General features: G+C 65.6%; 21 protein-coding genes. 14 read left to right on the top strand and 7 right to left on the bottom strand.

Annotated elements, in window-relative coordinates; genetic code table 11:
* Positions 1 to 31: 31 nt before the first annotated feature.
* The 3 genes from ACIBW7_RS31645 to ACIBW7_RS31635 are packed head-to-tail and all read left to right on the top strand — an operon-like array spanning position 32 to position 2,597.
* Complete coding sequence (locus tag ACIBW7_RS31645) at positions 32 to 448, top strand: hemophore-related protein (protein WP_397052712.1); 417 nt, start codon at positions 32 to 34, stop codon at positions 446 to 448.
* A gap of 57 nt (positions 449 to 505) precedes the next feature.
* Positions 506 to 1,213, top strand: a complete 708-nt coding sequence (locus ACIBW7_RS31640; protein WP_397052710.1) for a response regulator transcription factor — start codon at positions 506 to 508, stop codon at positions 1,211 to 1,213.
* 7 nt (positions 1,214 to 1,220) lie between these two features.
* On the top strand, positions 1,221 to 2,597 hold the full coding sequence (locus tag ACIBW7_RS31635) for a sensor histidine kinase (RefSeq protein ID WP_397052708.1): 1,377 nt from the start codon (positions 1,221 to 1,223) through the stop codon (positions 2,595 to 2,597).
* Positions 2,598 to 2,605: 8 nt separating this feature from the next.
* Here ACIBW7_RS31635 and ACIBW7_RS31630 read toward each other — a convergent pair whose 3' ends face one another.
* Positions 2,606 to 3,241 (bottom strand): DJ-1/PfpI family protein, encoded by a 636-nt coding sequence (locus ACIBW7_RS31630; protein ID WP_397052706.1) that lies wholly within the window; start codon positions 3,239 to 3,241, stop codon positions 2,606 to 2,608.
* 85 nt (positions 3,242 to 3,326) lie between these two features.
* Here ACIBW7_RS31630 and ACIBW7_RS31625 point away from each other — a divergent pair, with 85 nt between their 5' ends.
* Complete coding sequence (locus tag ACIBW7_RS31625; RefSeq protein ID WP_397052704.1) at positions 3,327 to 4,667, top strand: PLP-dependent aminotransferase family protein; 1,341 nt, start codon at positions 3,327 to 3,329, stop codon at positions 4,665 to 4,667.
* Positions 4,668 to 4,820: 153 nt separating this feature from the next.
* Here ACIBW7_RS31625 and ACIBW7_RS31620 read toward each other — a convergent pair whose 3' ends face one another.
* Positions 4,821 to 5,651, bottom strand: a complete 831-nt coding sequence (locus tag ACIBW7_RS31620) for an LppX_LprAFG lipoprotein (RefSeq protein ID WP_397052702.1) — start codon at positions 5,649 to 5,651, stop codon at positions 4,821 to 4,823.
* Between the two features lie 427 nt (positions 5,652 to 6,078).
* On the opposite strand from ACIBW7_RS31620, the gene ACIBW7_RS31615 reads away from it, so the two are divergent.
* The 6 genes from ACIBW7_RS31615 (at position 6,079) to ACIBW7_RS31590 (ending at position 13,181) form a co-directional block, all read left to right on the top strand.
* Positions 6,079 to 7,551, top strand: coding sequence for a cytochrome b5 domain-containing protein (locus ACIBW7_RS31615; protein ID WP_397052700.1), 1,473 nt, complete (start codon positions 6,079 to 6,081; stop codon positions 7,549 to 7,551).
* 88 nt (positions 7,552 to 7,639) lie between these two features.
* Complete coding sequence (locus ACIBW7_RS31610) at positions 7,640 to 8,821, top strand: type III polyketide synthase (protein WP_397052826.1); 1,182 nt, start codon at positions 7,640 to 7,642, stop codon at positions 8,819 to 8,821.
* A 29-nt stretch (positions 8,822 to 8,850) separates the two neighbouring features.
* Positions 8,851 to 10,683 carry an ATP-binding cassette domain-containing protein gene (locus ACIBW7_RS31605; protein WP_397052698.1) on the top strand — a complete coding sequence of 611 codons (1,833 nt, stop codon included), beginning with the start codon at positions 8,851 to 8,853 and terminating at the stop codon, positions 10,681 to 10,683.
* Between the two features lie 63 nt (positions 10,684 to 10,746).
* Positions 10,747 to 11,919: a hypothetical protein gene (locus tag ACIBW7_RS31600; RefSeq protein WP_397052696.1), complete on the top strand. Its 1,173-nt coding sequence runs from the start codon at positions 10,747 to 10,749 to the stop codon at positions 11,917 to 11,919.
* 204 nt (positions 11,920 to 12,123) lie between these two features.
* A complete protein-coding gene (locus ACIBW7_RS31595) occupies positions 12,124 to 12,849 on the top strand; it encodes a hypothetical protein (RefSeq protein WP_397052694.1) in 726 nt (241 codons plus the stop codon).
* Positions 12,846 to 13,181, top strand: coding sequence for a transcriptional regulator (locus ACIBW7_RS31590; protein WP_397052692.1), 336 nt, complete (start codon positions 12,846 to 12,848; stop codon positions 13,179 to 13,181). Before ACIBW7_RS31595 ends, ACIBW7_RS31590 begins: the two co-directional genes overlap by 4 nt.
* Positions 13,182 to 13,250: 69 nt before the next feature.
* Here ACIBW7_RS31590 and ACIBW7_RS31585 read toward each other — a convergent pair whose 3' ends face one another.
* From ACIBW7_RS31585 to pdxH, 4 genes are all read right to left on the bottom strand, one after another.
* Positions 13,251 to 13,610, bottom strand: coding sequence for an FKBP-type peptidyl-prolyl cis-trans isomerase (locus ACIBW7_RS31585; RefSeq protein WP_397052690.1), 360 nt, complete (start codon positions 13,608 to 13,610; stop codon positions 13,251 to 13,253).
* A gap of 42 nt (positions 13,611 to 13,652) precedes the next feature.
* Positions 13,653 to 14,957 carry a citrate synthase gene (locus ACIBW7_RS31580; protein WP_327095300.1) on the bottom strand — a complete coding sequence of 435 codons (1,305 nt, stop codon included), beginning with the start codon at positions 14,955 to 14,957 and terminating at the stop codon, positions 13,653 to 13,655.
* Between the two features lie 138 nt (positions 14,958 to 15,095).
* Entirely contained in the window at positions 15,096 to 16,445 is a 1,350-nt protein-coding gene (locus ACIBW7_RS31575) for an MFS transporter (protein ID WP_397052687.1), read from the bottom strand.
* Between the two features lie 61 nt (positions 16,446 to 16,506).
* On the bottom strand, positions 16,507 to 17,247 hold the full coding sequence (gene pdxH, locus ACIBW7_RS31570) for a pyridoxamine 5'-phosphate oxidase (protein ID WP_397052685.1): 741 nt from the start codon (positions 17,245 to 17,247) through the stop codon (positions 16,507 to 16,509).
* 154 nt (positions 17,248 to 17,401) lie between these two features.
* On the opposite strand from pdxH, the gene ACIBW7_RS31565 reads away from it, so the two are divergent.
* The 4 genes from ACIBW7_RS31565 (at position 17,402) to ACIBW7_RS31550 (ending at position 23,246) form a co-directional block, all read left to right on the top strand.
* Positions 17,402 to 18,550, top strand: coding sequence for a citrate synthase 2 (locus tag ACIBW7_RS31565; protein ID WP_397052682.1), 1,149 nt, complete (start codon positions 17,402 to 17,404; stop codon positions 18,548 to 18,550).
* A 227-nt stretch (positions 18,551 to 18,777) separates the two neighbouring features.
* Complete coding sequence (locus tag ACIBW7_RS31560) at positions 18,778 to 19,653, top strand: polysaccharide deacetylase family protein (protein WP_397052680.1); 876 nt, start codon at positions 18,778 to 18,780, stop codon at positions 19,651 to 19,653.
* A gap of 285 nt (positions 19,654 to 19,938) precedes the next feature.
* Positions 19,939 to 22,659, top strand: coding sequence for an ATP-binding protein (locus tag ACIBW7_RS31555; protein ID WP_397052678.1), 2,721 nt, complete (start codon positions 19,939 to 19,941; stop codon positions 22,657 to 22,659).
* Positions 22,656 to 23,246 carry an ATP/GTP-binding protein gene (locus ACIBW7_RS31550; RefSeq protein WP_051181491.1) on the top strand — a complete coding sequence of 197 codons (591 nt, stop codon included), beginning with the start codon at positions 22,656 to 22,658 and terminating at the stop codon, positions 23,244 to 23,246. Before ACIBW7_RS31555 ends, ACIBW7_RS31550 begins: the two co-directional genes overlap by 4 nt.
* A 32-nt stretch (positions 23,247 to 23,278) precedes the next feature.
* On the opposite strand, the gene ACIBW7_RS31545 is transcribed toward ACIBW7_RS31550, so the two are convergent.
* A complete protein-coding gene (locus ACIBW7_RS31545) occupies positions 23,279 to 23,998 on the bottom strand; it encodes a hypothetical protein (RefSeq protein WP_397052675.1) in 720 nt (239 codons plus the stop codon).
* Positions 23,999 to 24,028: the final 30 nt, after the last annotated feature.

The raw sequence follows: 24,028 nt of genomic DNA, 5'->3' as shown, positions 1-24,028 counted from the left end.
GGCGCTGGATCCACAGCACCCTAGAAGCAGCATGACCCCCGAAAATCTGGAGGCACACACCATGAAGCTCTTCCGCAGTCGCCCGGCCGTCGCCGCTCTCGCCGCGGGTGGCATGGCCAGTGTGGCCGTGTTGCTCTCCCCGGCCATCGCGGCCGCGGATCCGATGACGCTGGCCGGGCCGCTGCTGACCTCCGACTGCTCCTTCGCTCAGGTCGACGCGGCGCTGCACGCCAAGGCCCCGCAGCTGGCGGCGATGCTCGACGCGAACCCGACCCAGAAGGCCGAACTGCAGCGCAAGTTCGATCAGCCGGTCGAACAGCGTCGCGCGGAACTCCAAGCCGCCATCAACGAGAACCCGGGCGCCGCACAGGACGCCGAGAACGACCCGCGTGCGTCCGGGCTGGCCGAGACCATCCGCACCGTGGCCGAAACCTGCCACAGCTACTGACAGGCACACCCGGTTTGCTGACCGACTCGAGCGATACGTGCCTGCACAATGAGTGATGTGACCGAGCGGAGCGCGAACCCGACCGTCCTTGTCGTCGACGATGACGAGGACGTGCTCGCGTCGGTCGAGCGCGGACTGCGCCTTTCCGGCTTTCAGGTGCGGGTCGCCCGCGACGGCGCCGAGGCGCTGCGCAGCGTGACCGAACAGGCGCCCGACGCGGTGGTGCTCGATATGAATATGCCGTTGCTCGACGGTGCGGGCGTGGTGACGGCACTTCGGGCCTTGGGCAATGAAGTCCCGATCTGTGTGCTCAGCGCCCGCGCCTCCGTCGACGACCGGATCTCCGGACTGGAGTCCGGCGCCGACGACTATCTGACCAAACCGTTCGTCCTCGCCGAATTGGTGGCGCGGATCAAGGCGCTGCTGCGCCGCCGCTCGGATGTTCCGGCCCCGGCCACGCCTGGCGCGATCGCGGTCGGCTCGCTGGAGGTCGATGTCGCCGGATACCGTGCATTGCTGAACGGCCGCGAAATCGAGCTCACCAAGCGCGAATTCGAGCTGCTGTCCACCCTGGCCCGCAATGCGGGCGTGGTGCTGAGCCGCGAGCGGCTACTGGAATTGGTGTGGGGCTACGACTTCGCCGCCGACACCAATGTGGTCGATGTCTTCGTCGGATACCTGCGGCGCAAGCTGGAGGTGGAGGGCACGCCGCGGCTGCTGCACACGGTCCGCGGCGTCGGATTCGTGCTGCGAGCGCCCAAGTGAGTTGGCGATGACGCCGCAGCTCCCGGCTCCCCGGAAACGGCGGCGGCGCACGTTCTCCCTTCGCACCCGGGTGGCCGGTGCGGCCGCGGTCGGGGCGATCATCATCGTCACGATCATCGGCGTGATCTCCTCACAGGCCATTGAGCGCAACAACCTGGCCCAGACCGACCAGCAGTTGGCCATCGCGTCGCGATTGGTGCTCATCGATTCGGTCTTGGCCGTCGGGGTGCTCGGACTGGTCGGTCCGACCTACGACATGGCAGTGACCGTTCGCGACAACAACACGATCGTGGCGAGCACACCGATCCGCCTGCCCGAACAGCCGATCGGATCGCATACCGTCACCGTGAACGGCACCCCGTTCCGCGTGCTGACCACCTCCGAGAACCAACCTGCGGGACGCATTGTCTCCCTTGGCATTCCGTCCACCGAGGCGGCACGCACAACCGCCGAACAACAGCGCTGGGTGCTCGCCGGTGCCGGACTGGCGATCGCCACCGCCGCCGCACTCGGCTGGCTGCTCGCGGGTCGCGCCGTCCGCCCGATCGTCGATCTCACCCGACAGGTCGGCGCACGCAGCGGCTACCGCGATCCGGACAATCCACAGCCACCGGTCGACGGCTCCGGAGTCCGGGAAGCAGAAAAACTCGCCGAGGCGGTGAATACCCTGCTGCAACGGGTTGATCAGGCACAAACCGAAACCGCCGCCGCACTGGAGACCGCACGCGATTTCGCCGCCGTCTCCGCCCACGAACTGCGCACCCCGCTCACCGCCATGCGCACCGACCTCGAGGTGCTGCGCACCCTCGACCTGGACGACGCCCAACGCGCCGAAATCCTCGGCGACCTGCAACGCAGCCAGGGCCGCGTCGAAACAACCTTGGCCGCACTGGAACGCCTCGCCTCGGGCGACCTCACCCACGAGCGCGATCACGTCGACACCGACGTCGGCGACCTGTGCGACCAAGCCGCCCACGACGCCATGCGACACTTCCCCGGCGTAACCGTCCGCATCGATACCGACGCCGAACTGATCACCCGCGGCCTGCCCGCCGGACTGCGCCTCGCGGTCGACAACGCTTTGACCAACTCCGTCAAACATGGTCGCGCGACCGAGGCGGTCGTCTCCGCCCACCGAATCCCCAACGGACACATACTGATAACCGTCGACGACAACGGCCGCGGCATCCCCGTCGAAGAACGCACCGCCGTCTTCGAACGCTTCTTCCGCGGCAGCGAAGCCAGCAAAGGCGGCTCCGGGCTAGGCCTCGCCTTGGTCGCCCAACAGGCCCAACTACACGGTGGCCGAGCCTATTTCGACGACAGTCCGCTCGGCGGCGTACGCCTCGTACTCGACCTTCCGGAGCGCCGGATTACCACCTGAAAGACCGGTCAGCCGTTGCGCCCGGCCGACACGGTGGCCGGTTCCGCGTGCAGGTATGGGCCGATATTGCGCATCGCGCGTGCCACATAGTCATCCTTCTCGCCGACCGGAGCGACGTAGTGCAATGCGCCTTCGGCCGCTTCGATACTTTCCAGGCGGGCGATCATCCAGGCCGCGAGGTAGTGCGATGCGAGGCAGCCGCCCGCGGTGGCGAGGTTGCCCTTGGCGAAGAAGGGCTGCTCGAGCACGTCGACCCCGGCTGCCTGGACCCACGGTTTGGTCGTCAGATCGGTGCAGGCGGGAACATCGTCGAGCAGTCCGAGCTCGGCCAACACCAACGTCCCGGAGCATTGTCCGGCCAGCAGTTGTCGCGACGGGTCGAGTCGCAACCGCGCCATCAGCTCCCGGTCAGCGACGACTTCGCGGGTCTGCGCACCGCTGCCGACGATGACCGCGTCCGCGCTACTGGCTTCTTCCAGCGTCGCCATCGACTCGATGACCACACCGTTCATCGAACGGACTCGCGCCGCAGGGCTGGCGATCGACACCCGCCAGTCGGTCTTTCGGACCCGGTTGAGAACGCCGAGCGCGATGAGGGAGTCGAGTTCGTTGTAGCCCTCGAAGGTGAGGATGGCGATATGCATAACGGTTGCCTTTCCCGGTCGTTACCAGGCACCGTATGACCGCGGTCCAATACAATCAAGAAATTGTCATGCATACAATCTGGGCATGGCCGTCTCGAGATACAAAGCAGTCGTGGACGCGTTGGCGTCCGACATCCGAGCGGGGCGGTTGCCCTCGGGGACGCGGCTACCGACCCATCGCCAACTCGCGGCCGACGAAGGGCTGGCATTGGTGACCGCGTCGCGGGTCTATGCCGAACTCGAAGCCATGGGTCTGGTGAGTGGGGAACCCGGCCGGGGCACCTTTGTTCGCGAGATCGCGCTGCCGCCCAGCCACGGCATCGACCTGCAGGCGGCCGCGGCGGACGTAGTGGATCTCAACTTCAACTACCCGGCGCTACCTGGTCAGGCCGATTTGCTGCGGCAGGCATTGCGTCAGCTCGCGTCCCGGGGTGACCTGGAGGCCCTGTTGCGCTACCAGCCGCACGGCGGACGACCTGATGAGCGGGCCTCAGTCGCCCGTCATCTGCGGCGTACTGGTTTGTCGGTCGGCGCCGATCAGGTGCTGATCGTCAACGGCGCTCAGCACGGATTGGCCGCCACCGCCATGGCGACGCTGCGCCCGGGAGATGTCGTAGCGGCCGATGCCCTCACCTATCCGGGCTTCAAGGTGCTCGCCCATGCGCTGCACCTGGAACTGGCACCGCTTCCCGCAGCGGGTGACGCCCCGGATCTCGACGCCCTCGAACAGCTCTGCGCGACGCGGCGGGTCCGTGCCGTGTACACGATGCCGACACTGCACAACCCGTTGGGCTGGGTCGCCGGGGAGCACCACCGTGAGCAGTTGATCGAGATCGCGCGCCGATACGAACTGCTCATCATCGAGGACGCCGCATACGCCTTCCTGGCCGAGCAGTCGCCACCCCCGCTGTCGGCGCTCGCACCGGAACGGACCGTCTATGTTTCTGGGCTCTCCAAGAACGTAGCGACCGGTCTGCGGTTCGGATTCGTCACTGCCCCAACCACATTGGTGCCCACCATCGAGCGCGCGATCCGCACCACGACCTGGAATACCCCCGCGGTGATGACAGCGATCGCGTGCCGGTGGCTCGACGACGGCACCGTCACCAGGCTGGAAGCGCAAAAGCGCGATGATGCGAGGATCCGGCAGTCGATCGCCCGTGAGGTTCTCACGGGGCTCCCTCAGGTCAGCCATCCGTCGTCGTATTTCCTCTGGCTCCCCCTGCCCGAGGATGTGCGGGCCGATCAGATAGCGGCGGCGCTCATGCGCGAACAGGTACTGGTGTCCACGGCGGAACCGTTCGCCACGTCCGCGCATGTGCCACACGCGCTCCGGTTGGCTCTCGGCTCGACACATCCGGACACCCTGCGCGAAGCGCTGAACAAGGTGAAACGTGTCGTCGATGCATACACCTACCGCTCTTAGGGCACTGGAGGTTTCGTCGTTTCCGCTTCACCGCGGTCGCTGTGTCCCTTCCGCGCAGACCATTGTCGGAAAACGCGAAAACCGGTCCGGGAGCGCGGATGACGGCTGCTGCCGCCGTCACGCACTTCCGGACCGGTTCGCGGTATCTGTGTCCTACTTCGGCGGTGCGGTGACCTTGACCGGCTTACCCCATGCCGAAAGCGTCACCTTGATGGTGCCCGGATCCCGTTTGACGACAGCCTGAACCAGGTTCGGACCGTTGCCGGGGGAGGCGGCGCTGGACGGCAGGGCCGATGCCGAACCCGACGGCGGTGCGACATCCGCGATCCACAGGGTGATCGGGAACGTACCGGCGGGGTCACCCGACTTGGGCACGATGGGGTCGATGACCGTGGAGTCGATGGTTCCGGTCACCTTCACGGTGTCGGTGCCGTCGACCTTCTCCCGGCCCTCCACCTTCGGGTTCTTCACCTGGGCGATGAGGTTGGCCAAACCCTTGTCCTTGTCGAGGATGACGCCCGGGTCGTAGATCTGTTCCGCCGGACCGATTTTGGCGTAGGCGGAAGAGCTGCCGGTCTGCGCGTACATCTCCTTGTCGACGACCAGGAACTTGGCCTGGATGAAGTCGGCCTCGGGCTTGGTACGGACCTTCGCCTCACCGATCGCCTGACCGGCGCCCTGCGGCTGGTTGGTCACATCGGCCGAGACGCTCTCGACCGGAAGGTTGGTGAGGTTGTCCACCTTCAGATTCAGGTGCACGGCCTGCAGAGTCTGGGTGGTCCTGGCGGACTCCTGCACGATCTGCGCGGCATCGGGCAGCTGACCCGAGGGCGGCGCGGACGAGGTGGTCTTGGAGTCGGAGCTGGAGTCGCAGCCTGTCACCAGTGCAGCGAACATCGACGCCGCGACCACGGCGGGCACGAGACCCGGTCGGCGAAGACGGATTCGGTGCGAGGTGCGTGCTCGCGCTGTCAGATCACTCAATGTTCTGCCCCCAGAAGAGTGCGAGGTCGGGTACGACCCGGGTGGTTTGACGAGGACAGCTGGTGCTGCCGCCCGGTGTAGTGCAGCATTTCGCCCGACAGATTAGCCTGTCGCGCAGGATAACTCGACCCTATTCCCAATCAAGGGGCGAGCCGCGCATGCTGCGGGTGCCGACGTTACCCTTGGTTCGGTCTTCTCGCAGAGATCGGGGGGAATCCGACGCGAAAGTTACCGGGTTAAGGGATTGTTTAGTGAGATGTAAGGCGCTGCAAGCACGATGCTGTCACGAAGGCTCAGGCAGTGTGTGTGACTTTGGGGGGACATCCGGTTCGCCGGATGAAGCGCCCCCGCGCCTGTCCGCGATACACGCCATAACCCCGGGGCCGACAACGGCCACCGAACCGCGGATCAGACACGGAGGAATGCGATGACGAACAGCCAACCGGAAGCGGAGGAGCGGGACTTCCGCAGACCGCCCGGCCCGCCTCCTGGTGGTGGCCCGCAACTTTCAAATGTGTGGGTTTACAACGGAAAAGCCTACGATCTGAGCGACTGGATCTCCAAACATCCCGGCGGCGAGTTCTTCATCGGGCGAACGAAAAATCGCGATATCACCTCCATCATCGGGTCCTACCACCGCGATCCCGAGCGAATCGGACGAATGCTGGAGAGATATGCGTTGGGGCGCAACGCATTACCCGAGGACATCCATCCGAAGGCCAACGCACCCGACTTCCTCTTCAAAGAGGGTTTCGACAGTTGGCAGGACACTCCGAAGTACCGATTCGACAACAAAGACGATCTGCTGCACAAGGTCAAGGCGCGGCTGAAAGAGCCCGAGCTGGCCGCACGATTGCGGCGCATGGACACGATCTTCAACATCGTGGTCGCGGTGCTGGCCGTCGCGTACTTCGCGGTGCAGGGTCTACGCCTGTTCGAGCGCAGCTGGATGCCGCTGCCCGTCTTCGTCATCCTGATGGTGCTGCTGCGCAGCTCGCTGGCCGGATTCGGGCACTACGCGATTCATCGCGCGCAAAAGGGCCTCAACAAAATCTATACGAATACCTTCGATTTCAATTACGTCGCACTGGCTTTCGTCACCGCGGACGGACACGCGCTGCTGCACCACCCGCACACCCAGAGTGAAGTCGACATCAAGAAGAACGTCTTCACCATGATGATGCGGGTGCCCCGGTTGTATCGGGTGCCGATTCACACCCTCCACAAATTCGGGCACACGGTGACCGGCATGACCATTCGACTTCTCGATGTCTGCCGCCTCACCCGCAAAGTCGGCATCAAGGATATGTACGGAACCTGGGGCGGTGCGCTGCCGCACTTCATCGGTTCGTTCGGGGTGCGCGCGCTATTACTCGGCGAGTTGGTGGTTTTCACGCTGGCAGGCGACTTCTGGGCCTGGGCACTGCAATTCGTGGTGACGCTGTGGATCAGCACCTTCCTGGTCGTCGCGAGCCATGATTTCGAGGTGGAGGCCGAAGAACTCCCGGCCGCCGATACCGAGGACTGGGCCGTCAATCAGGTGGAGCAGGCCTACGACCTGAAGGTGATCGGAAATCGTTATGTCGACTGCTTTCTCGCGGCCGGTTTGAGTTCACATCGCGTCCATCACGTACTGCCGTTCCAGCGCAGTGGTTTCGCCAATATCGCCACCGAGGATGTATTGCGCGAGGAGTCGGCGAAATTCGGCGTCGAGTGGCTGCCTGCGAAGAGTTTCTTCACCGACCGTTTCCCGAAACTCTGCCGCACCTACCTCTTGTCGCCCTCGCGCGAAGCCGAGGAACGGAATTGGGGCTTCATCCGCGAGCATTGCTCGCCCGGGGCGCTGAAAACCTGTGCGGTCTACACAGTGCAGGGATTCACCGGAATCGGCACGGTCTGAGCCGATTCCGGAGGTCGACCGATCGAACCGCTGGTCAACGGCGGCGCCGATCACCATTTTTCACAAGAACGGGGAGAATTTCGTGTCAATCACTATCGATGAGGGAACGTCGGCGGCTCGTCAGGGGGACGAGCACAGCCACGGCCTCGTGCAGCACGGGCTGCCGCCCGCGCCGCCGACCACGGTCGGGGTGATCGAGAGCATTGCGACCGGTGCGCCGAGTCAGCTCGTCGACCAGGCCGGCGCAGCCGATCGGGTGGCCGAGCTGTTCACCGATCCGCGACAGCGGGAGCGGATTTCGCGGATCTACCAGAAAACGAAGATCGACAGCCGTCGACTGGTGGTCGATCCGCTCGATCCCGAATTCCTGCAGTTCGGCAAGCAGCGGGGCACGGTCCGGGACCGGATGAATCTGTTCTACCGCCACGCGGCGCCGCTGGCCGTCGATGTCGCTGGTCGTGCCCTTGCCGGTATCGAGGACGCGGCGGCGGAGATCGGCCTGCTGGTCTTCGTGACCAGCACCGGTTTCATCGCGCCCGGCGTGGATGTCGCGGTGGTGAAGCAGCTCGGGCTTTCGCCGTCGGTCGGGCGGGTGGTGGTGAACTTCATGGGCTGCGCGGCCGCAATGAACGGTATTCGGACTGCCGTGGATTATGTTCGGGCGCATCCGGATAAGAAGGCGATGGTCGTCTGCATCGAGCTGAGCTCGGTGAACGCCGTCTTCGACGACAACATCAACGATGTGATCATTCACAGCCTGTTCGGGGACGGCTGCGGTGCGGTGGTCATCGGCGCCGGTCAGGTCCAGCAGCCGCTGGCGCCGGGCAAGGTGGTGATCCGGGACAGCTTCAGCCGGCTCTTCGACGGCGCCGAGGACGGCATCGTGCTCGGTGTCAATCAGAACGGCATCACCTGCGAGCTGTCGGAGAATTTGCCCCGGTACATCTACACCGGGGTCGATCCCGTGGTCACCGAGGTCTTGGGCCGCAATGGATTGCAGAAATCCGATGTCGATCTGTGGGCGATCCACCCGGGTGGGCCGAAGATTATCGAGGAGTCCGTGCATTCGCTCGGTATCGCTCCGGAGCGGGCGGCGCTGAGCTGGGATGTCCTGGCCAAGTTCGGCAATATGCTGAGCGTGTCGTTGATTTTCGTGCTGGAACAAATGATTCAGCAAGAGACGGCGAAGCCGATCTCGACCGGTGTGGCGTTCTCCTTCGCGCCGGGGGTCACCCTCGAAGGCATGATCTTCGACATCATTCGCCGGTAATAGCACCGGTCTCAGGGAGCGCAGCAACCATGCAACTCATCCGATTCCTCATCTCGATCTCCTGGATGCGGATCGCGGCCGTCATTGCCGCGGGCCTCATCTGCGGTGCGGCCAATACCTATCTGGTGACCCTCATCAGGGGTGTGGTGTCGCCGGAACCGCATCCGCACGTCAATATCCAGAGCTTCGTCCTAACGGGCCTGGTCATTCTGGTCAGTGGTGTGGTGTCGCAGGTCCTGCTGATTCGCCTTGCCCAAGAGGCGATCTACCGGCTGCGCGCGGATCTGAGTTCCGGGATCGTCTCGGCGCCGCTCGAGCATCTGGAACGGCTCGGCATGCACCGTCTGATGGCCACGCTGACCGAAGATGTGCGTTCGCTGTCGCAGGCAGTGACCGCCATTCCGAGCATCTGCATCGATGTGGCCACCATCGTCGGTTGCTTCGTCTTCCTGCTCATGGTGTCGGGGCCGCTGTTCGCGGTGACCGTGGCGGGCACACTGCTCGGGATCGCCTGTGTCGAGCTGATTCTCCAGCGGGTGCGCAATATCTATCGCGAGGCGCGGGAGAACGAGGACGCGCTGTTGCGGTCGTACCAGGCCGTGACGCTGGGCATCAAAGAGTTGAAACTGCATCGGGAACGCCGCCGCGATTTCATGCAGCGGCATCTGCTCGGTTCGGCCGCGACGCTGCGTGCGCAGAATGTCGATGCCGGATCCAAATTCTCGGTGGCACAGGGCTTCGGGCAGGCGCTGCAGCTCGGCACCATGGCGCTGATCCTGTTCGTGCTGGTAGCGCCGCTCGACCTGTCGCGCGATGTGATGGTCGGGTATGTCCTGGTGACGACGTTCCTGGCGATGCCGATGCAGAACTTCATGCACCGCATCCCGGATCTGCTGCGCGGCGATGTGGCGCTGGCGAAGATCCGCGCGATGAATCTGTCCATGGAGACCATGCACGACGAGCAGCGGTTGCCGTTCACGGACCGTCCCGCCGTCGACACGGCGCGGCTGGAGCTGACGAATGTCACCTACAGCTACCGGATGGAGCCGCCACCGCCGTTCCCGCCGGGTCCGAGCGGGCCGCCGCCTGGGCCGCGAGGCGGCGCGCATCCGCCCGGTCGGGGGCCACGTCCCGGCGGGCCGCGACCGGATGTCAACGGTCATCGGATCGTCGACCACAGCGGACACGACAACCGGCCGATGCCGCTCGGCCCGCCACCCGAGCAGAGCAACGACGAGTCCGGATTCCGGCTCGGCCCACTCGATCTGGTCTTCGAACCCGGTCAGATCACCTTCATCGTCGGCGGCAACGGCAGCGGCAAATCCACGCTGGCCAAACTCATCACGGGACTGTATGTGCCGCAGACCGGCTCGCTGTCGCTCAATGGCGAGCCGATCGACCACGAGAATATCGAGTGGTTCCGGCAGAACTCCTCGGCGATCTTCACCGACTTCCACCTGTTCGATGAGTACCTGGGCTTCGATCGGCCCGGACTCGACGGTGAGGTGCGCCGGTATCTCGAGGAGTTGCAGATCGCACACAAGGTGACGGTGCGCGACGGTCGCCTGTCGACCATCGATCTGTCGCAGGGGCAACGCAAACGGCTCGCGCTGTTGACCGCGCTGCTCGAGGACCGGCAGATCTATGTCTTCGACGAGTGGGCCGCCGACCAGGAACCCAAGTTCCGCGACGTCTTCTATCAGGAAATCCTGGCCGAGCTCAAACAGCGCGGGAAGACCGTCATCGTGATCACCCACGACGATCGCTACTTCCACCACGCGGACCAGCTGGTCAAGCTCGATTTCGGCCGGGTGGTCGCGCCGGCGCGGACCGAGGAGCCCACCGGCGCCGACCTTTCCTGATCAACTGCGGTCCTTACGGAATTCTCAGAGTTCGGCCAATTCGGAGTTCTAGGGTCGGCAGGCGTGGCTGGAAATCGCGCCCGCTGGGCCCTGCTCGCCGTTGCCGTTGTCATCGCCGGGGCGCTCGGTGGCGCCGTCACAGCTTGCTCGAGATCATCCGGTTCACCCGACGGCATCGCATTGGTGAATGCCGATACCGGGCCGACGGGTGCGCGCATCGCGCAGGGTCTGCAGCAGGACGGTGGCGGTTACGAGTGGACCGTCGGCAAGCCGGGTGAGCTCGATGCGGATGACTACGCGGCGGTGATCACCCTGCCCGCCGATCTCACCGAATCCATGGGCACGCTGGCGAGCGCGCAGCCGAAACGGGCCAAGGTCACGGTGGATACGCATAAGGGCGCGGACGCGGATGTGGTGAACGGCGCGGTGAATACGGTGACGCACCGGATCGGCGCATCCGGTGTCGATGCCGCCTTGGCGGCGGTCGCGCAGGCGCGCACCCAGATGACGTCGGTGCAGTTCACCACCCAACTGCTCAATGCTGGAGTGAATGCCGCAGCAGCAGGTGCCGATCAATTCAGCTCAGGCGCCGATCAACTACTCGGCTTCCTGACCTACGCCAAAGCGGGTTCGGCACAACTGACTTCGGCTATTGCACTGCTGAACTCGACCGTCTCCGGTGCCGCCGCGCAGGCGAATCGACTTGCCTCGGCGCTGGATTCGACCGGCGTCACGATCGGACAGGTGCAGCAGACCGCGAATACGGTTAGCGGCGGTCTGGATCAGATCTTGCCGCTGATGCGTGCGCTGCCCTTCGCGGGCGATCCGCAGGTTGCCGATGTCATCGCGAAACTCGAAGGGCTACGAAATGTTTCGGGCCAAGCCGGATCCCAGCTGACCGATCTCGGCGATCTGGTCGGCAGCTCGGTCGATCCGAGCACCGACCTGGGCACGCTCCTGCGCACAGTTGTGGACCGATTGACCGGCGCCAGTGCGCAATTGGCCGAAGGCGCGAAGCTCGCCGAAGGTCTGCCGCAACTGGCGGACCAGGGCGGTGCTCAATTGGTAAGCGCTATAAGCCAACTCACCGGCGGCGTGACCCAACTCCAGCAGATCGTGACCAACCTCAGCACCCAAACCGACAAGGCCATCGCAGCACTGCCCCAGCGCAGCACTGCCCAGCAGTCCGCACTGGCGCTTGCGTTGACGGACCCGGTCGAGGTGGTCCGCAACTGATCGGCCCCACGCTCACCGACGATGGGCGCACCGTCATCCCCGTAGCGGTTCCGGGTGTCAGACGAGAAATGCGCTGGTGGCGGGACACTCTCGACGTTGCCGCCACCGATACATTCTCGGCTGACCGGCCCGGGGAAGGGGCGCAGGTTCGGTTCGTGGGGGAAGCGTGTTGCCAAGACTTGCTTGTGATGCAAGCATGCTTCCGTGACAGACCACGCGGCCGATTCCGTAGACACCGCCCGACAGGCACTCTCGAGTACCCGACAACTCACCCGCCGTGTGCGTCTCGCGCAGCGCAGTACCTGGTTTCCGCTCGTGCTGCTCGGTTTGGTGGTCGTCGCGTCGGCGCCCTTCTACCGATTGGGACGACACGTCGTCACCTGCGATCCGGCGTTGGGCGCCCGCGGCGGCGTGGAGATCATTCACCGGGGCACCTGCGTCCAAGTCGTCGGCTGGCCCGTCGGGGTCTACTGGATCCTCGCCTTTGTCTCGGCATACGTGGCGATCGCTGTCGTGTACGCGTACCGGGCACGCAGCCGCGGGGTCGGCGCCCGCATCCTGCCGTACGTGGGCTCGGGGATCGCGGCGGGGCTGGCGTCCGGCATCGCATCGGCGTGGGCCCAGCAACTCGACCTGCAGGGCTACTTTCCGACCGGTCCGGTCGCTGTCGGCATGGTGCCGCTGGTCTCCATCGGCCTGGCATTGTTCGTGCTGGCCCGGATGGAACGCAATTGGCCCCTACTGGCTTTCGCCATCGGCTATCTGGTCGTCGCGCTCCTGGCGTGCGGAATGGGTAGGCGGAGACTGGGATTGAACGTCGGCGCGAACTTCGACCCGACGTGGAGCTTCCTGCCGAGCCTGGTCGTCGCCGGCGGTGTGCTGCTCCTCGGCGGCATAGGCTTCGCCCTAGCCGAACGGCGCGGGCTATGACCCATCCGACGAACGGACTCGACGACGTCGTGCACCAGCGCGTCCGGCTGGGCATCCTCGCCGTCGCCCACGAGGCCCGGCGAGTGGAGTTCGGCTTTCTGCGGACCACGCTGGATCTGACCACCGGCAACCTCTCCCAGCACCTGACCGTGTTGGAGAAGGCCGGGCTGGTGGAGATCGAGAAAGGCTATGAGGGCAAACGCGGCCGTACGTGGATCCATCTGACCGCAGCCGGGAAAAGAGCCCTGTACGACGAGATCTCGCAGCTGAAGCGAATCATCCGTCAAGTGGAGGAGAACCCTGCCGCGGACCCGGCGTCGAAGCCCTCGTGAGAGAAAGGGAACGACTGCGGCCCGTGCACCCACCGGAGTGGGAGCACGGGCCGCAGTTGGGTTTTCAGCTCAGCTGGCGTTGAGCAGGTCGATCACGAAGACCAGGGTCTTGCCGGAAAGCTTGTGGCCGGAGCCGGCGGGGCCGTAGGCCAGATGCGGCGGGATGGTCAGTTGGCGGCGGCCGCCGACCTTCATGCCGGGGATGCCGTCCTGCCAGCCCTGGATCAGGCCGCGCAGCGGGAAGCTGATGGCTTCGCCACGGCTCCAGGAGGAGTCGAACTCCTCGCCGGATTCGAATTCCACGCCGACATAGTGCACTTCGACGACGCCGCCGGGCACGGCCTCGGCGCCCTCGCCCTCGACGATGTCCTTGATAACCAGCTCGGTGGGCGCTGGGCCAGCCTGGAATTCGATCTCCGGCTTGGTCATTCGGCTATCCCCTCTGATAGGTGATGATGTTGCGGACAGAAATTAACGGCCGGCGATCTCGTGGTAGTCGCGGTGGCCGTAACCGGTGTAGATCTGGCGCGGACGGCCGATCTTCAAAGGCTCGCTGTGCATTTCCCGCCAGTGCGCGATCCAGCCCGGCAGCCGGCCCATCGCGAACAGCACGGTGAACATGCGGGTCGGGAAGCCCATGGCCTTGTAGATGACACCGGTGTAGAAGTCGACGTTCGGATACAGCTGGCGCGAGACGAAGTACTCGTCGGTGAGCGCGGCCTCTTCGAGAGACTTTGCGATATCGAACAATTCGTCGTCGCCGCCGAGCTTGGACAGGATCGCGTCGGCATGCTTCTTGGCGATCGAGGCGCGCGGATCGTAGTTGCGGTAGACGCGGTGCCCGAAGCCCATGAGCTTCACGCCGTCTTCCTTGTTCTTGACCTTGCGGATGAAGTCCTTGACGTTGCCACCCTCGGCCTTGATGCCGTCCAGCATCTCCAGCACGGCCTGGTTGGCGCCACCGTGCAGCGGGCCCCACAACGCGTTGATGCCGCCGGAGACGGAGGTGAACAGGTTGGCGTCGGAGGAGCCGACGAGGCGCACGGTCGAGGTGGAGCAGTTCTGCTCGTGGTCGGCGTGCAGGATCAGCAGCATGTCGAGTGCGGCGGCGATCTCGGGATCGACCTCGTAGGGTTCGGCCGGGAAGCCGAAGGTCATCCGCAGGAAGTTCTCCACCAGGCTCAGCGAGTTGTCCGGGTAGAGGAAGGGCTGGCCGACCGACTTCTTGTACGAGTAGGCCGCGATGGTGGGCAGCTTCGCCAGTAGTCGGATGGTCGACAGCTCGACCTGTTCGGGATCCTTCGGGTCCAGCGAGTCCTGGTAGTACGCCGAAAGCGCGTTCACCGCGGAGGACAGCACCGGCATCGGGTGCGCGTTGCGCGGGAAGCCGTCGAAGAACCGCTTGAGGTCCTCGTGCAGCAGGGTGTGGCGGCGGATCCGGTCGGTGAACTCGTCCAGCTGCGCCTGGGTCGGCAGCTCGCCGTAGATCAGCAGGTAGCTGACCTCGATGAAGGTCGAGGACTCCGCCAGCTGGTCGATCGGGTAGCCGCGGTAGCGCAGGATGCCGGCTTCGCCGTCGATGTAGGTGATCGCCGACTTGGTCGGCGCGGTGTTCATGAATCCGGGGTCGTAGGTCACGTACCCGGTGCTGGCCAGCATTTTGCCGAGGTCGACGCCGTCGTTGCCTTCTTTGGCTTCGGCGATCGTCATGGCATATTCGCCGCCGGGGTAGCTCAAAATCGGCTTGGCGTCGTTGATGTGGTCTTTTTCGGGCACGGAAGGATCCCTCTCAGGCTAGGACCGTCGGCATCGGGGTGCGGTCGGCACGGCGGTGCACTCACCTAGACGCTAGTCGTTGCTCGCACGGCCCGAGAACGAGGGTGCCCACCGGCCGACCTCACAAACAACTTCGCGTCAGGTGAGGTTTGTCGCGCTGTCCGACACCGGCACCGAGTGCGACCTGGCGACGCGATAGCGCACAAATGCCGGGAACACGAGCGCAGCCAGCAACACCCCGATAACGACCAGCACGCCGCCGCCCGCCGCAGCAACCGCGGTACCCAGGGCCGCTGCGGCAAAACCGTGGGCAACATCACCGATCCGCGGGCCACCCGCGACGATCACGATGAACACCCCTTGCAGGCGGCCGCGCATCTCGTCGGTGGTGACCGCCTGCAGCATGGCGATGCGCAGCGCGGCCGAAACCATATCGACCGCGCCGCCGAAGGCCGAGCAGGCCAACGCGATCCACAATCCTGGCCCGATGCCGAGGCCGTGACCGGTCCAGCCGACAGCGACGCCGAAGCCGACCATGGCCACCCCCCAGAGCGCGATGCACACCACCACCGCGAGACCCTGGCGTCGCACGTGCGAGATCCAACCGGAGAACACTCCGCCGAGCACCGCGCCGACCGAGATGGAAGCGAACAGCAAGCCGAGCGCGACGCCGCCGCCTGCCGGATCACCGAAGGTCTCGTGCGCGATCTGCGGGTAGAGGGCGCGCGGCATGCCGAAGACCATGGCGATCACGTCGACAACGAAGGAGGCGAGCAGGATGCGCTGGGTCGCCAGATAGGCGAAACCGTCCAGGACGGTGCGGAATCCGGCCTTGCGCGCGGTTCCGGTCGGCGGGATGGCGGGCAGCCGCCACACCGCCCAGATGGTGGCGAGCAGTGCGATCGCGTCGATCAGATACAGGGTGGACAGACCGACGACAGGGATCAGCACACCCGCCAGCACCGGCCCGGCAATGGCGCCGGTCTGCTGCACGGTCATGCTGAGCGCACTGGCCGCCGCCAGATGTTCGGTGGGCAGCAACCGTGGGATGGCGGCACTGCGGGTCGGCTGATTCACCGCGAAGAGCGCCTGCTGCACGGCAAATAGGCCGAGCACGATCCAGACGTTGTCGAGTCCGGCCGCGGCCTGCACCCAGAAGGCGAGTGCGGTCACACCGGTGCCGCAGTTGGTGATGAGCATGAGCTTGCGCCGGTCCATCACATCGGCCAGCGCACCGCCCCACAGACCGAACACGATCAGTGGGATCAGGCCGAACAGACCGGCCAGGCCGACATAGCCGGAGCTGCCGGTGATCTCGAATATCTGCTGCGGGACGGCCACCACGGCCAACTGCGAACCGATGACGGTGACGATGTTGCTGGTCCACAACCGTCGGAAATCGGGATAGCGCAGCGGGGTGGTGTCGGCGAGCAGCTTCACCGACCGCAGCGTAATAAATCGGTCAGCAGCCCAACAATGTTGGGGCATCGACGATCAGCATCGCGGAGCGATTCGATGAGGGGTGGTGGTCGGGTGACGGGTGGACTTTCTAGGGTTGTAGTCGGTCGACCGTCATGGTGTCGCCACTGATACGCACCCGGATCCGGTTGTGCAGCCGACCCCGGCGGCCCTGCCAGAACTCCACCTCGTCGGGGCGGATCAGGTAGCCGCCCCAGTGCGGCGGCACCGGGATCTCGTCGACGTCGGTGAAGCGTGCGGTGGTCTCGGCCAGGGTGCGATCGAGTTCGGCGCGTGAGGCGATCGGCCGGGACTGCCGCGAGGCCCAGGCGCCCAGCTGCGAATCGCGTGGCCGGGAGCGCCAGTAGACGGCGGTCGTCTCGGCGGAGACCAGCTCGACCGGCCCACGCACGTGAACCTGTCGGCCCAGTGCGGGCCAGACGAAGGTCGCGGCTGCGAATGGAACGCCCGCCAATTGGTTGCCCTTGGCCGAGTCGTAATTCGTGTAAAAAGTCACACCATCCGGCGAGAGGCCTTTACACAGCACCGTCCGTGCAACCGGGCGCGGCCCGACATCGGTGAGTGCGACGGTGGCGACCACCATGGCATTGGGCTCGGGAATGCCGACCGCGGTGGCCTGTTCGATCCAGTGCCGGAGCAGCGGCTCCCAGCCGCCTGCCAGCCAGGTTTCGTCCAGATCGGTGTCCTCACCGCTGCCGAACGGCATGCCGCCGTAGTCGGCTCGCATGGCGGCCAAATCGGTCGCCGAGAAAAGAACCCGATCATTTGCGGCCATTTCCTGACCGAGAGATGAATTGTCCAGGTCACGCATGGGCCAGACGTTACTCCGCGGTAGCAGGGAGCTAAGGTTTTGTTGATCGGCATGTACTCGGCGAGCCACACCCCTCATCGACGAGAACAGGCCTTTTCCAGCGACCCGCAAGCAGTCGCCAAGGAACGAACCGAAGTGCAAGGAGAGTCACAGAATGACTACCAGCCATGCGGTGCCCAGTGGGCAGACCGCCGTACCCCCTGATTTCGTCAGCGGCTTGGAAGGCGTGGTGGCATTCACCACCGATATCGCCGAACCCGATAAGGACGGCGGCGCGCTGCGCTACCGCGGCGTCGATATCCAGGACCTGGTCGGCTCGCGGGTGACCTTCGGCGATGTGTGGGCACTGCTGGTGGACGGTGAATTCGGCCGCGGCCTGCCGCCCGCGGAGCCGTTCCCGCTGCCGGTGCACACCGGTGACGTGCGCGTCGACGTGCAGGCCGGACTGGCCATGCTCGCCCCGATCTGGGGCTACCAGCCGCTGCTGGATATCGACGACGAGACCGCGCGGGAGAATCTGGCGCGCGCCTCGGTGATGGCGCTGTCCTATGTCGCGCAGTCCGCGCGCGGCATCTACCAGCCCGCGGTGCCGCAGAAGAAGATCGACGAGTGCACCACGGTGACCGAACGGTTCATGACCCGCTGGAAGGGCGACCCGGATCCGCGGCACACCGAGGCCATCGACGCCTACTGGGTTTCCGCGGCCGAGCACGGCATGAACGCCTCCACCTTCACCGCGCGAGTCATCGCCTCGACCGGTGCAGATGTCGCCGCAGCGCTGTCCGGTGCGATCGGCGCGATGTCGGGTCCGCTGCACGGCGGCGCGCCCGCGCGTGTGCTGCCGATGATCGAGGCCGTCGAAAAGTCCGGTGACGCACGCGCTTTGGTCAAGGGCATCCTGGACCGCAAAGAAAAGCTGATGGGCTTCGGCCACCGGGTGTACCGGGCCGAGGATCCGCGTGCCCGCGTACTGCGCGCCACCGCGCAGCGCCTGAACGCCCCGCGCTTCGAGGTCGCCGCCGCGCTGGAGCAGGCGGCGCTCGCCGAACTGCGCGAGCGTCGTCCGGACCGCGCCATCGAGACCAATGTGGAATTCTGGGCTGCGGTCATCCTGGACTTCGCCGAGGTTCCCGCGCACATGATGCCTGCGATGTTCACCTGTGGCCGCACCGCCGGTTGGTGTGCCCACATCCTGGAGCAGAAGCAGTTGGGCAAGCTGGTCCGCCCGGCCGCCATCTACACCGGCCCCGGCCCGCGCCGGCCGCAGGACGTCGTCGGCTGGTCCGCCATCGCGCACGTGTGATCTGTGTTGGATTCGCAGCGCCTGCGGCGCTGTGTGTTCGCGGCCTCCTTCTGTCTCGCGGCCGAGACTCGCGCCTTCGGCGCATGCGCTTCGGCCACTCGGACGCGAGACGGGCCGCGAACGTCGCTCGTAGCACTCGCTCCGTCGGGGTCGGGTGAGCGAGCAATCTCGCTGCCGACATTCCGCGTAGCATCTCGGGGGACGCTGTGAGAGAGAGTTAACGGGGAATGCTGGATAGGAACGTGTCGCGGCGGCGGCTGATCGGATTCGGTGCCGCGGCTGCGGCTTTCGTCGCTGGTTGTAGTACCGACAAGGGCAAAACGACTACCGCGCAATCGAGATCGACCACCGCCGCGAACGCCGTTGACGTGCAGGCCATTCCGAGATCCCCGTTGCAGCAGGTGCCCGCGGCCAACTCCCCCGGGGCGGTGGCCGCCCGGCACGCGGGTGCGCAGCCGACGCGGTGGGGCATGGAGATGGACGGCATCACAAGCACTTTCGCGGCGACCGGCAAACAGATGGCGGTCACCTTCGACGCGTGCGGTGGGCCCGGAAATAACGATATCGATGAGACATTACTGAATCTGCTGATCTCCCAGCAGATTCCGGCCACGCTCTTCCTCAATAAACGCTGGATCGACGCGAATCCCGGTCGCGCCGCGCAATTGGCCGCCAATCCGCTGTTCGAGCTGGCCAATCACGGTGTGGCACACAAGCCGCTCTCGGTCACCGGCCGGGCCGCCTACGAAATCCCGGGCACCGGCTCGCCGCAGGAGGCCGCCGACGAGGTCTGGGCCAATCACGAACGGCTCACCACCCTGCTCGGCAAACCGCCGCGGTTCTTCCGCGCGGGTACCGCGCACTATGACGATGTCGCGGTCGCGATCGTCAACGAATTGGGTGAGCGGCCGGTCGGTTTCAGCATCAATGCCGACTACGGCGCCACCGCGAGCGCGGCGAAGGTCCAGAATGCGATGAAAGCCGCCGCGCCCGGTGCGATCTCGCTGGCGCATATGCACCGGCCGAATTCCGGAACGGCCGCAGGCATGACGGCGGCGCTGCCCGCGCTGCGATCAGCGGGGTTCACCTTTGTCCATCTCTGAGCACCGTTGCCATCCGTAGTCGGGCTCGGTACGCCATCGTGCCGGTGAGCCGCGGGGTGCAATTATTACGGTATGGAGTGCACGCCCCCGGGATCGCGCCAATAACGCGCAACCCTCGGCGGCAAGCCAGTATGGTACCGATGCTGACCGGTGTCCCGATGTCAGCCGACCGCCTGCCGGTCGCTCGAAAAAACAAAGGTGAGACGGATTGCAGCCGTGCACCGGGCATTTCGCAAGCGCGAGGTGACCGGATCGGCCCGATCCGAGCGGAAGGCGGTATGTAGGGTGGCGCAGGGAATCTTCGCGCACACTCGATGGCGGAATCTCGAGCAATGGCGAGTCCGCTGGAAAGTCGGCGCGGCCGTTGCACTTCCACTGGCTGCGGCCATTCTGCTCGGTGGTCTGCGCCTGACGGTCTTCTTCCGTGATTACTCCGAATACGACAGTGCGGCCGATCGCATCTCCGATATTCCGGCGATCACCGCACTCGAATCGGCGGCCTCGACCGTCGCCGGTGGACAGGTCTACGGCACTACTACCGACCAGGACCTGGTCGAATTGTCAACGGCTATTACCGAAGCCACGGTGCGCGCCGGACGCAAGGGTATCGACGCGCCGGTCGCCAGGGCGCTGCGGCAGATGACCGCGACCAGCGAAGTCATCCGCTCCGGCGGTAAGGGCGGCGGCGATCCGGTGAAGGCCGTCGAGCTCAACAACGCGATCGTCGCCGATGCCATCGGCACCGTGGACAAATTGCTCACCCCGATCGGCATCGCCTCGGTGGTGGCCGCGAAGGCACAGCTCTCCGATGTGCTGGCCGGTAAGGTCGAGGGCTTCAACTGGCTGATGGCGGCCATTACGGCGATCCAACAGCCGTCTCAGGCCGAGAATTTCCATACCGCGCAGGGACGCATCCTGGCCATGGGCGATGCCATCGAACGGGTAATGCCCGCGGCCAAGCCCGACCTCGACCGGGTGGTGCAGCCGAATAACGCCGTACTGAAGGACATGATCGAGGTCGCGATGCGCACGCACGTCGTCGACTTGGTGGAGTTGCGGCGGCTGGCCATCGAATCCCGCGATGTCTTCACCGGATTGACGCGCCAGATCGTGCAGGGCGTCATCCACGATGTCGACGACAAGGTCGCCGAGGCCCGATCCGCGGCCGTAAAGGCCTCCCTGGTGGTGCTCGGGACCGTGATCGCGGCGCTCGCGCTCGCGCTGTGGGTCGCGCACTCGCTGCTGCAGCCGCTACGCAGGCTGCGGGCGGGTGCCAACGAACTCGCCGAGAAGGACCTCCCGAGCGAGGTCGAACGGATCATGCGCGGCGCCCAACTCGAGGACATCGAGGTGAAACCGGTGCCGGTGCACACCGGTGAGGAGATCGGCGAAATCGCCCGCACCGTCGACGGTTTGCACACCCAGGCACTCAAACTCGCGGCACAGCAGCAACTGCTGCGCGATCAGGTCAACGACATGTTCGAGACCATGGCGCGGCGCAGCCAGACGCTGGTGGATCGCCAGCTCAGCATGATCGAGGCGCTCGAATTCGAGGAGAAGGATCCCGAGCGGCTCGGCCAGCTCTTCCGACTCGACCACCTGGCCGCGCGCATGCGGCGCAACAGCGCGAATCTGCTGGTGCTGGCCGGAACGCGGTCGCGCCACGATCGGTCCGGACCGGTCGAGGTGCGCGATATTCTGCGCGCCGCGGTCTCCGAGGTCGAGGACTATCAGCGGGTCAAATCCGGTGCCACCCCGGACGGTTGGGTCGCGGGCATCGCGGCCACCGATGTGGTGCATCTGATCGCGGAGATGCTGGAGAACGCGCTGCGGGCCTCACCGCCCGACAGCGATGTCACCTTCGCCTACAGCCGGACCTCCGAAGGCGGCCTGCTCATCGAGGTCATCGATGAGGGCATCGGCATCACGGCGAAAGAATTGAACGAGATCAACGAGCGGTTGGCGACGCCGACCGTGGTCACTGTCGCGACGACGCGGCAGATGGGCATGTTCGTGGTCGGCAAACTCGCCGAGCGGCACGGCATCACGGTTCGACTGCGCCGGACGCACGATCGCGCGCTCAGTCCGGGAATCACCGCGAGCCTGCACATTCCGCCCGCGCTGATCGAGGTGCCGTCGCAGGACGCGGAGGATCCGGCGACGCTGAAGCCGGTGATTCCGGTGCATCGGGACACGCTCGGCACCAAGGCGACGGCCGAGGCGGGCGCGGGTGTTGCCGAACCCGCGGCCAAGGCGGTCGCACCTGTCGCCAAGGCCGCACCCGCGGCACGTCGGATCGGTGCGCCGCCGTCGGCCGCACCCAAACCGGCGGAACCGGCGCCCGACGCGCCCGCGGCACCACCGGTGATCACCAGTTATGGTCTGCCGAAACGGGTTCCGGGAGTCAACCGCAAGGGTCGTCGCAAAGCGGGCGGGCCTGCTGCGAAGCCGCCGAGCACCACCGCGGCGGCCGGCGCGCCACCGCAGTCCGCTAGCGTGGCCGATTCGGGTCCCCCGACCGGGCCGCAGGAGCGGGTGGCGAAGACGACCTCGTTCTTCCAATCCGAAGAGGGGGATTCGGCGGAGACCGTCGAATCCGCTTCGAACGGGTCTGCTTCGAACGGATCGACGCAGCCCACCGAGGGGGAAGCGGGGACGCCGATTTTCGCCGGCATGATGTCGGCGTGGTTGGCGGATCCGACTACGGGGGAGCTACCGGTTTTGACGAATTGGCATTCGGCGGCGGATGAAGGCTGGTCTGCGGCAGAGCGGGCAGCGGATCCGACAATCACGGAAAGGACAACGTCCGGGCTACCGAAACGAGATCCAGGGAATCAGTTGGTGCCGGGTGGGGCCGAATCGGGGTCGGCGGCAACGGAATCTGCGGCGAGCACGCGCCGCGACCCGGAAACGATCCGCACAGGATTGAACCGGTATCAGCGGGGGGTACGTGACGGAAGAGCCACTGGTAAGTTGAAACCCCTTGCAGCCGAGGATGTTCGATGACCGCACCTGAACAAGCACCACCCGAGACCGCGTCCCGCGCGGTCTCGGCGAAAATCGTGATAGCCGGCGAGATGGGGGTCGGCAAAACTACACTGGTCGGCGCGGTTTCGGATATCGTTCCGCTGAAAACCGAAGCGCTGATGACCGATCTGAGCTCCGAAATCGACGACACCTCGGCGGTCCCGGATAAGACGACCACCACGGTCGCCATGGATTTCGGCCGGATCACCCTGTCCGACGATCTGGTGCTGTATCTGTTCGGCACGCCCGGGCAGCACCGGTTCTGGTTCATGTGGGACGACCTCAGCCTCGGCGCGATCGGCGCGATCCTGCTGGTCGACACCCGTCGGGTGGACGAAAGTTTCGCCGCGGTCGACTATTTCGAAGAACTCGGACTACCGTTCCTGGTCGCGGTCAACGAATTCGAAGGCGCCCCCAAGTTTCCCGAGGAGGCCATCCGCGATGCCCTCTCGCTATCCGCCGATGTTCCGGTGATGATGATCGACGCAAGGGACCGGGAATCCGCCAAGACCGCGCTCATCGCACTGACCGGACATGCGCTGGCGCGGGTGAAAGCCAAGAGTTAGCGATACGGCGGCTCGAATTCCGAGCCGCCGCGCTAATCCTCATCGAGGGAGGCGAGCCAGTCGACCGCGACGGATTCGCCGCGGTCCACGGTGAAGAAGGCGACCTCCAGGTGTTGGCCCAGATCGACCAGGCCGATCGCGGCCAGCGGTACCGGTTGGATCAGTCTGACGCGCCACGGTTTCTCCTCGTCCCAGGCACTCAGTTCGAGGTCGAGACGCAGCACCGGGTCGTCGCGACCGGCGTAGTCGGCGGCGACCGGCGCGGCGGCGAGCACGGTGGCATCGGCGCGACGGCCGTCGGAGAGGATCTTCGAAATGCTCGCCCGGCCGGTCTCGGCGATATCGGGCACATAGAGCACCAGTCGGTCGCGATCGCCCGGATCGACCCGGCAGCCGACCACATCACCGGGTTGCATCCACTCCAGGTCGTCCTCGCGCATCCGCTGCCGCACCCGGGTTTCGTATGGCAGCGCGTCCTCTACCTGCACTCGAACCCAGAAGACATGTCCGGGTTCACCGCGCCCCGCGATGTTCGTGTCAGGCCCGGAGGCGGCAGCCCGAGTAACCACGGAGGGCCTCGCGAACGTCGCCTTCGAGCTCTGCCGCACACCGAGGACGGTCGCCGAGCCGATCGCGCCGTGAATGAGCAACTCACGCCGTTGCGCATCCGATAACGCACCGGCGCGCAATCCGAAGTTCCGCGGCCCCCTGCTGCGCTCTCGCCACCCCGAGCTAGCCGACGCAAGGTTCATGGGCGATAACGTTAGCCGGAGTGTGGTCAG

This window comes from Nocardia sp. NPDC049526 (assembly GCF_044465765.1).
Taxonomy (GTDB): Bacteria; Actinomycetota; Actinomycetes; order Mycobacteriales; family Mycobacteriaceae; genus Nocardia.
The sequence above is the reverse complement of the archived record's forward strand: the minus strand, read 5'-3'. Positions and strand labels throughout refer to the sequence as shown.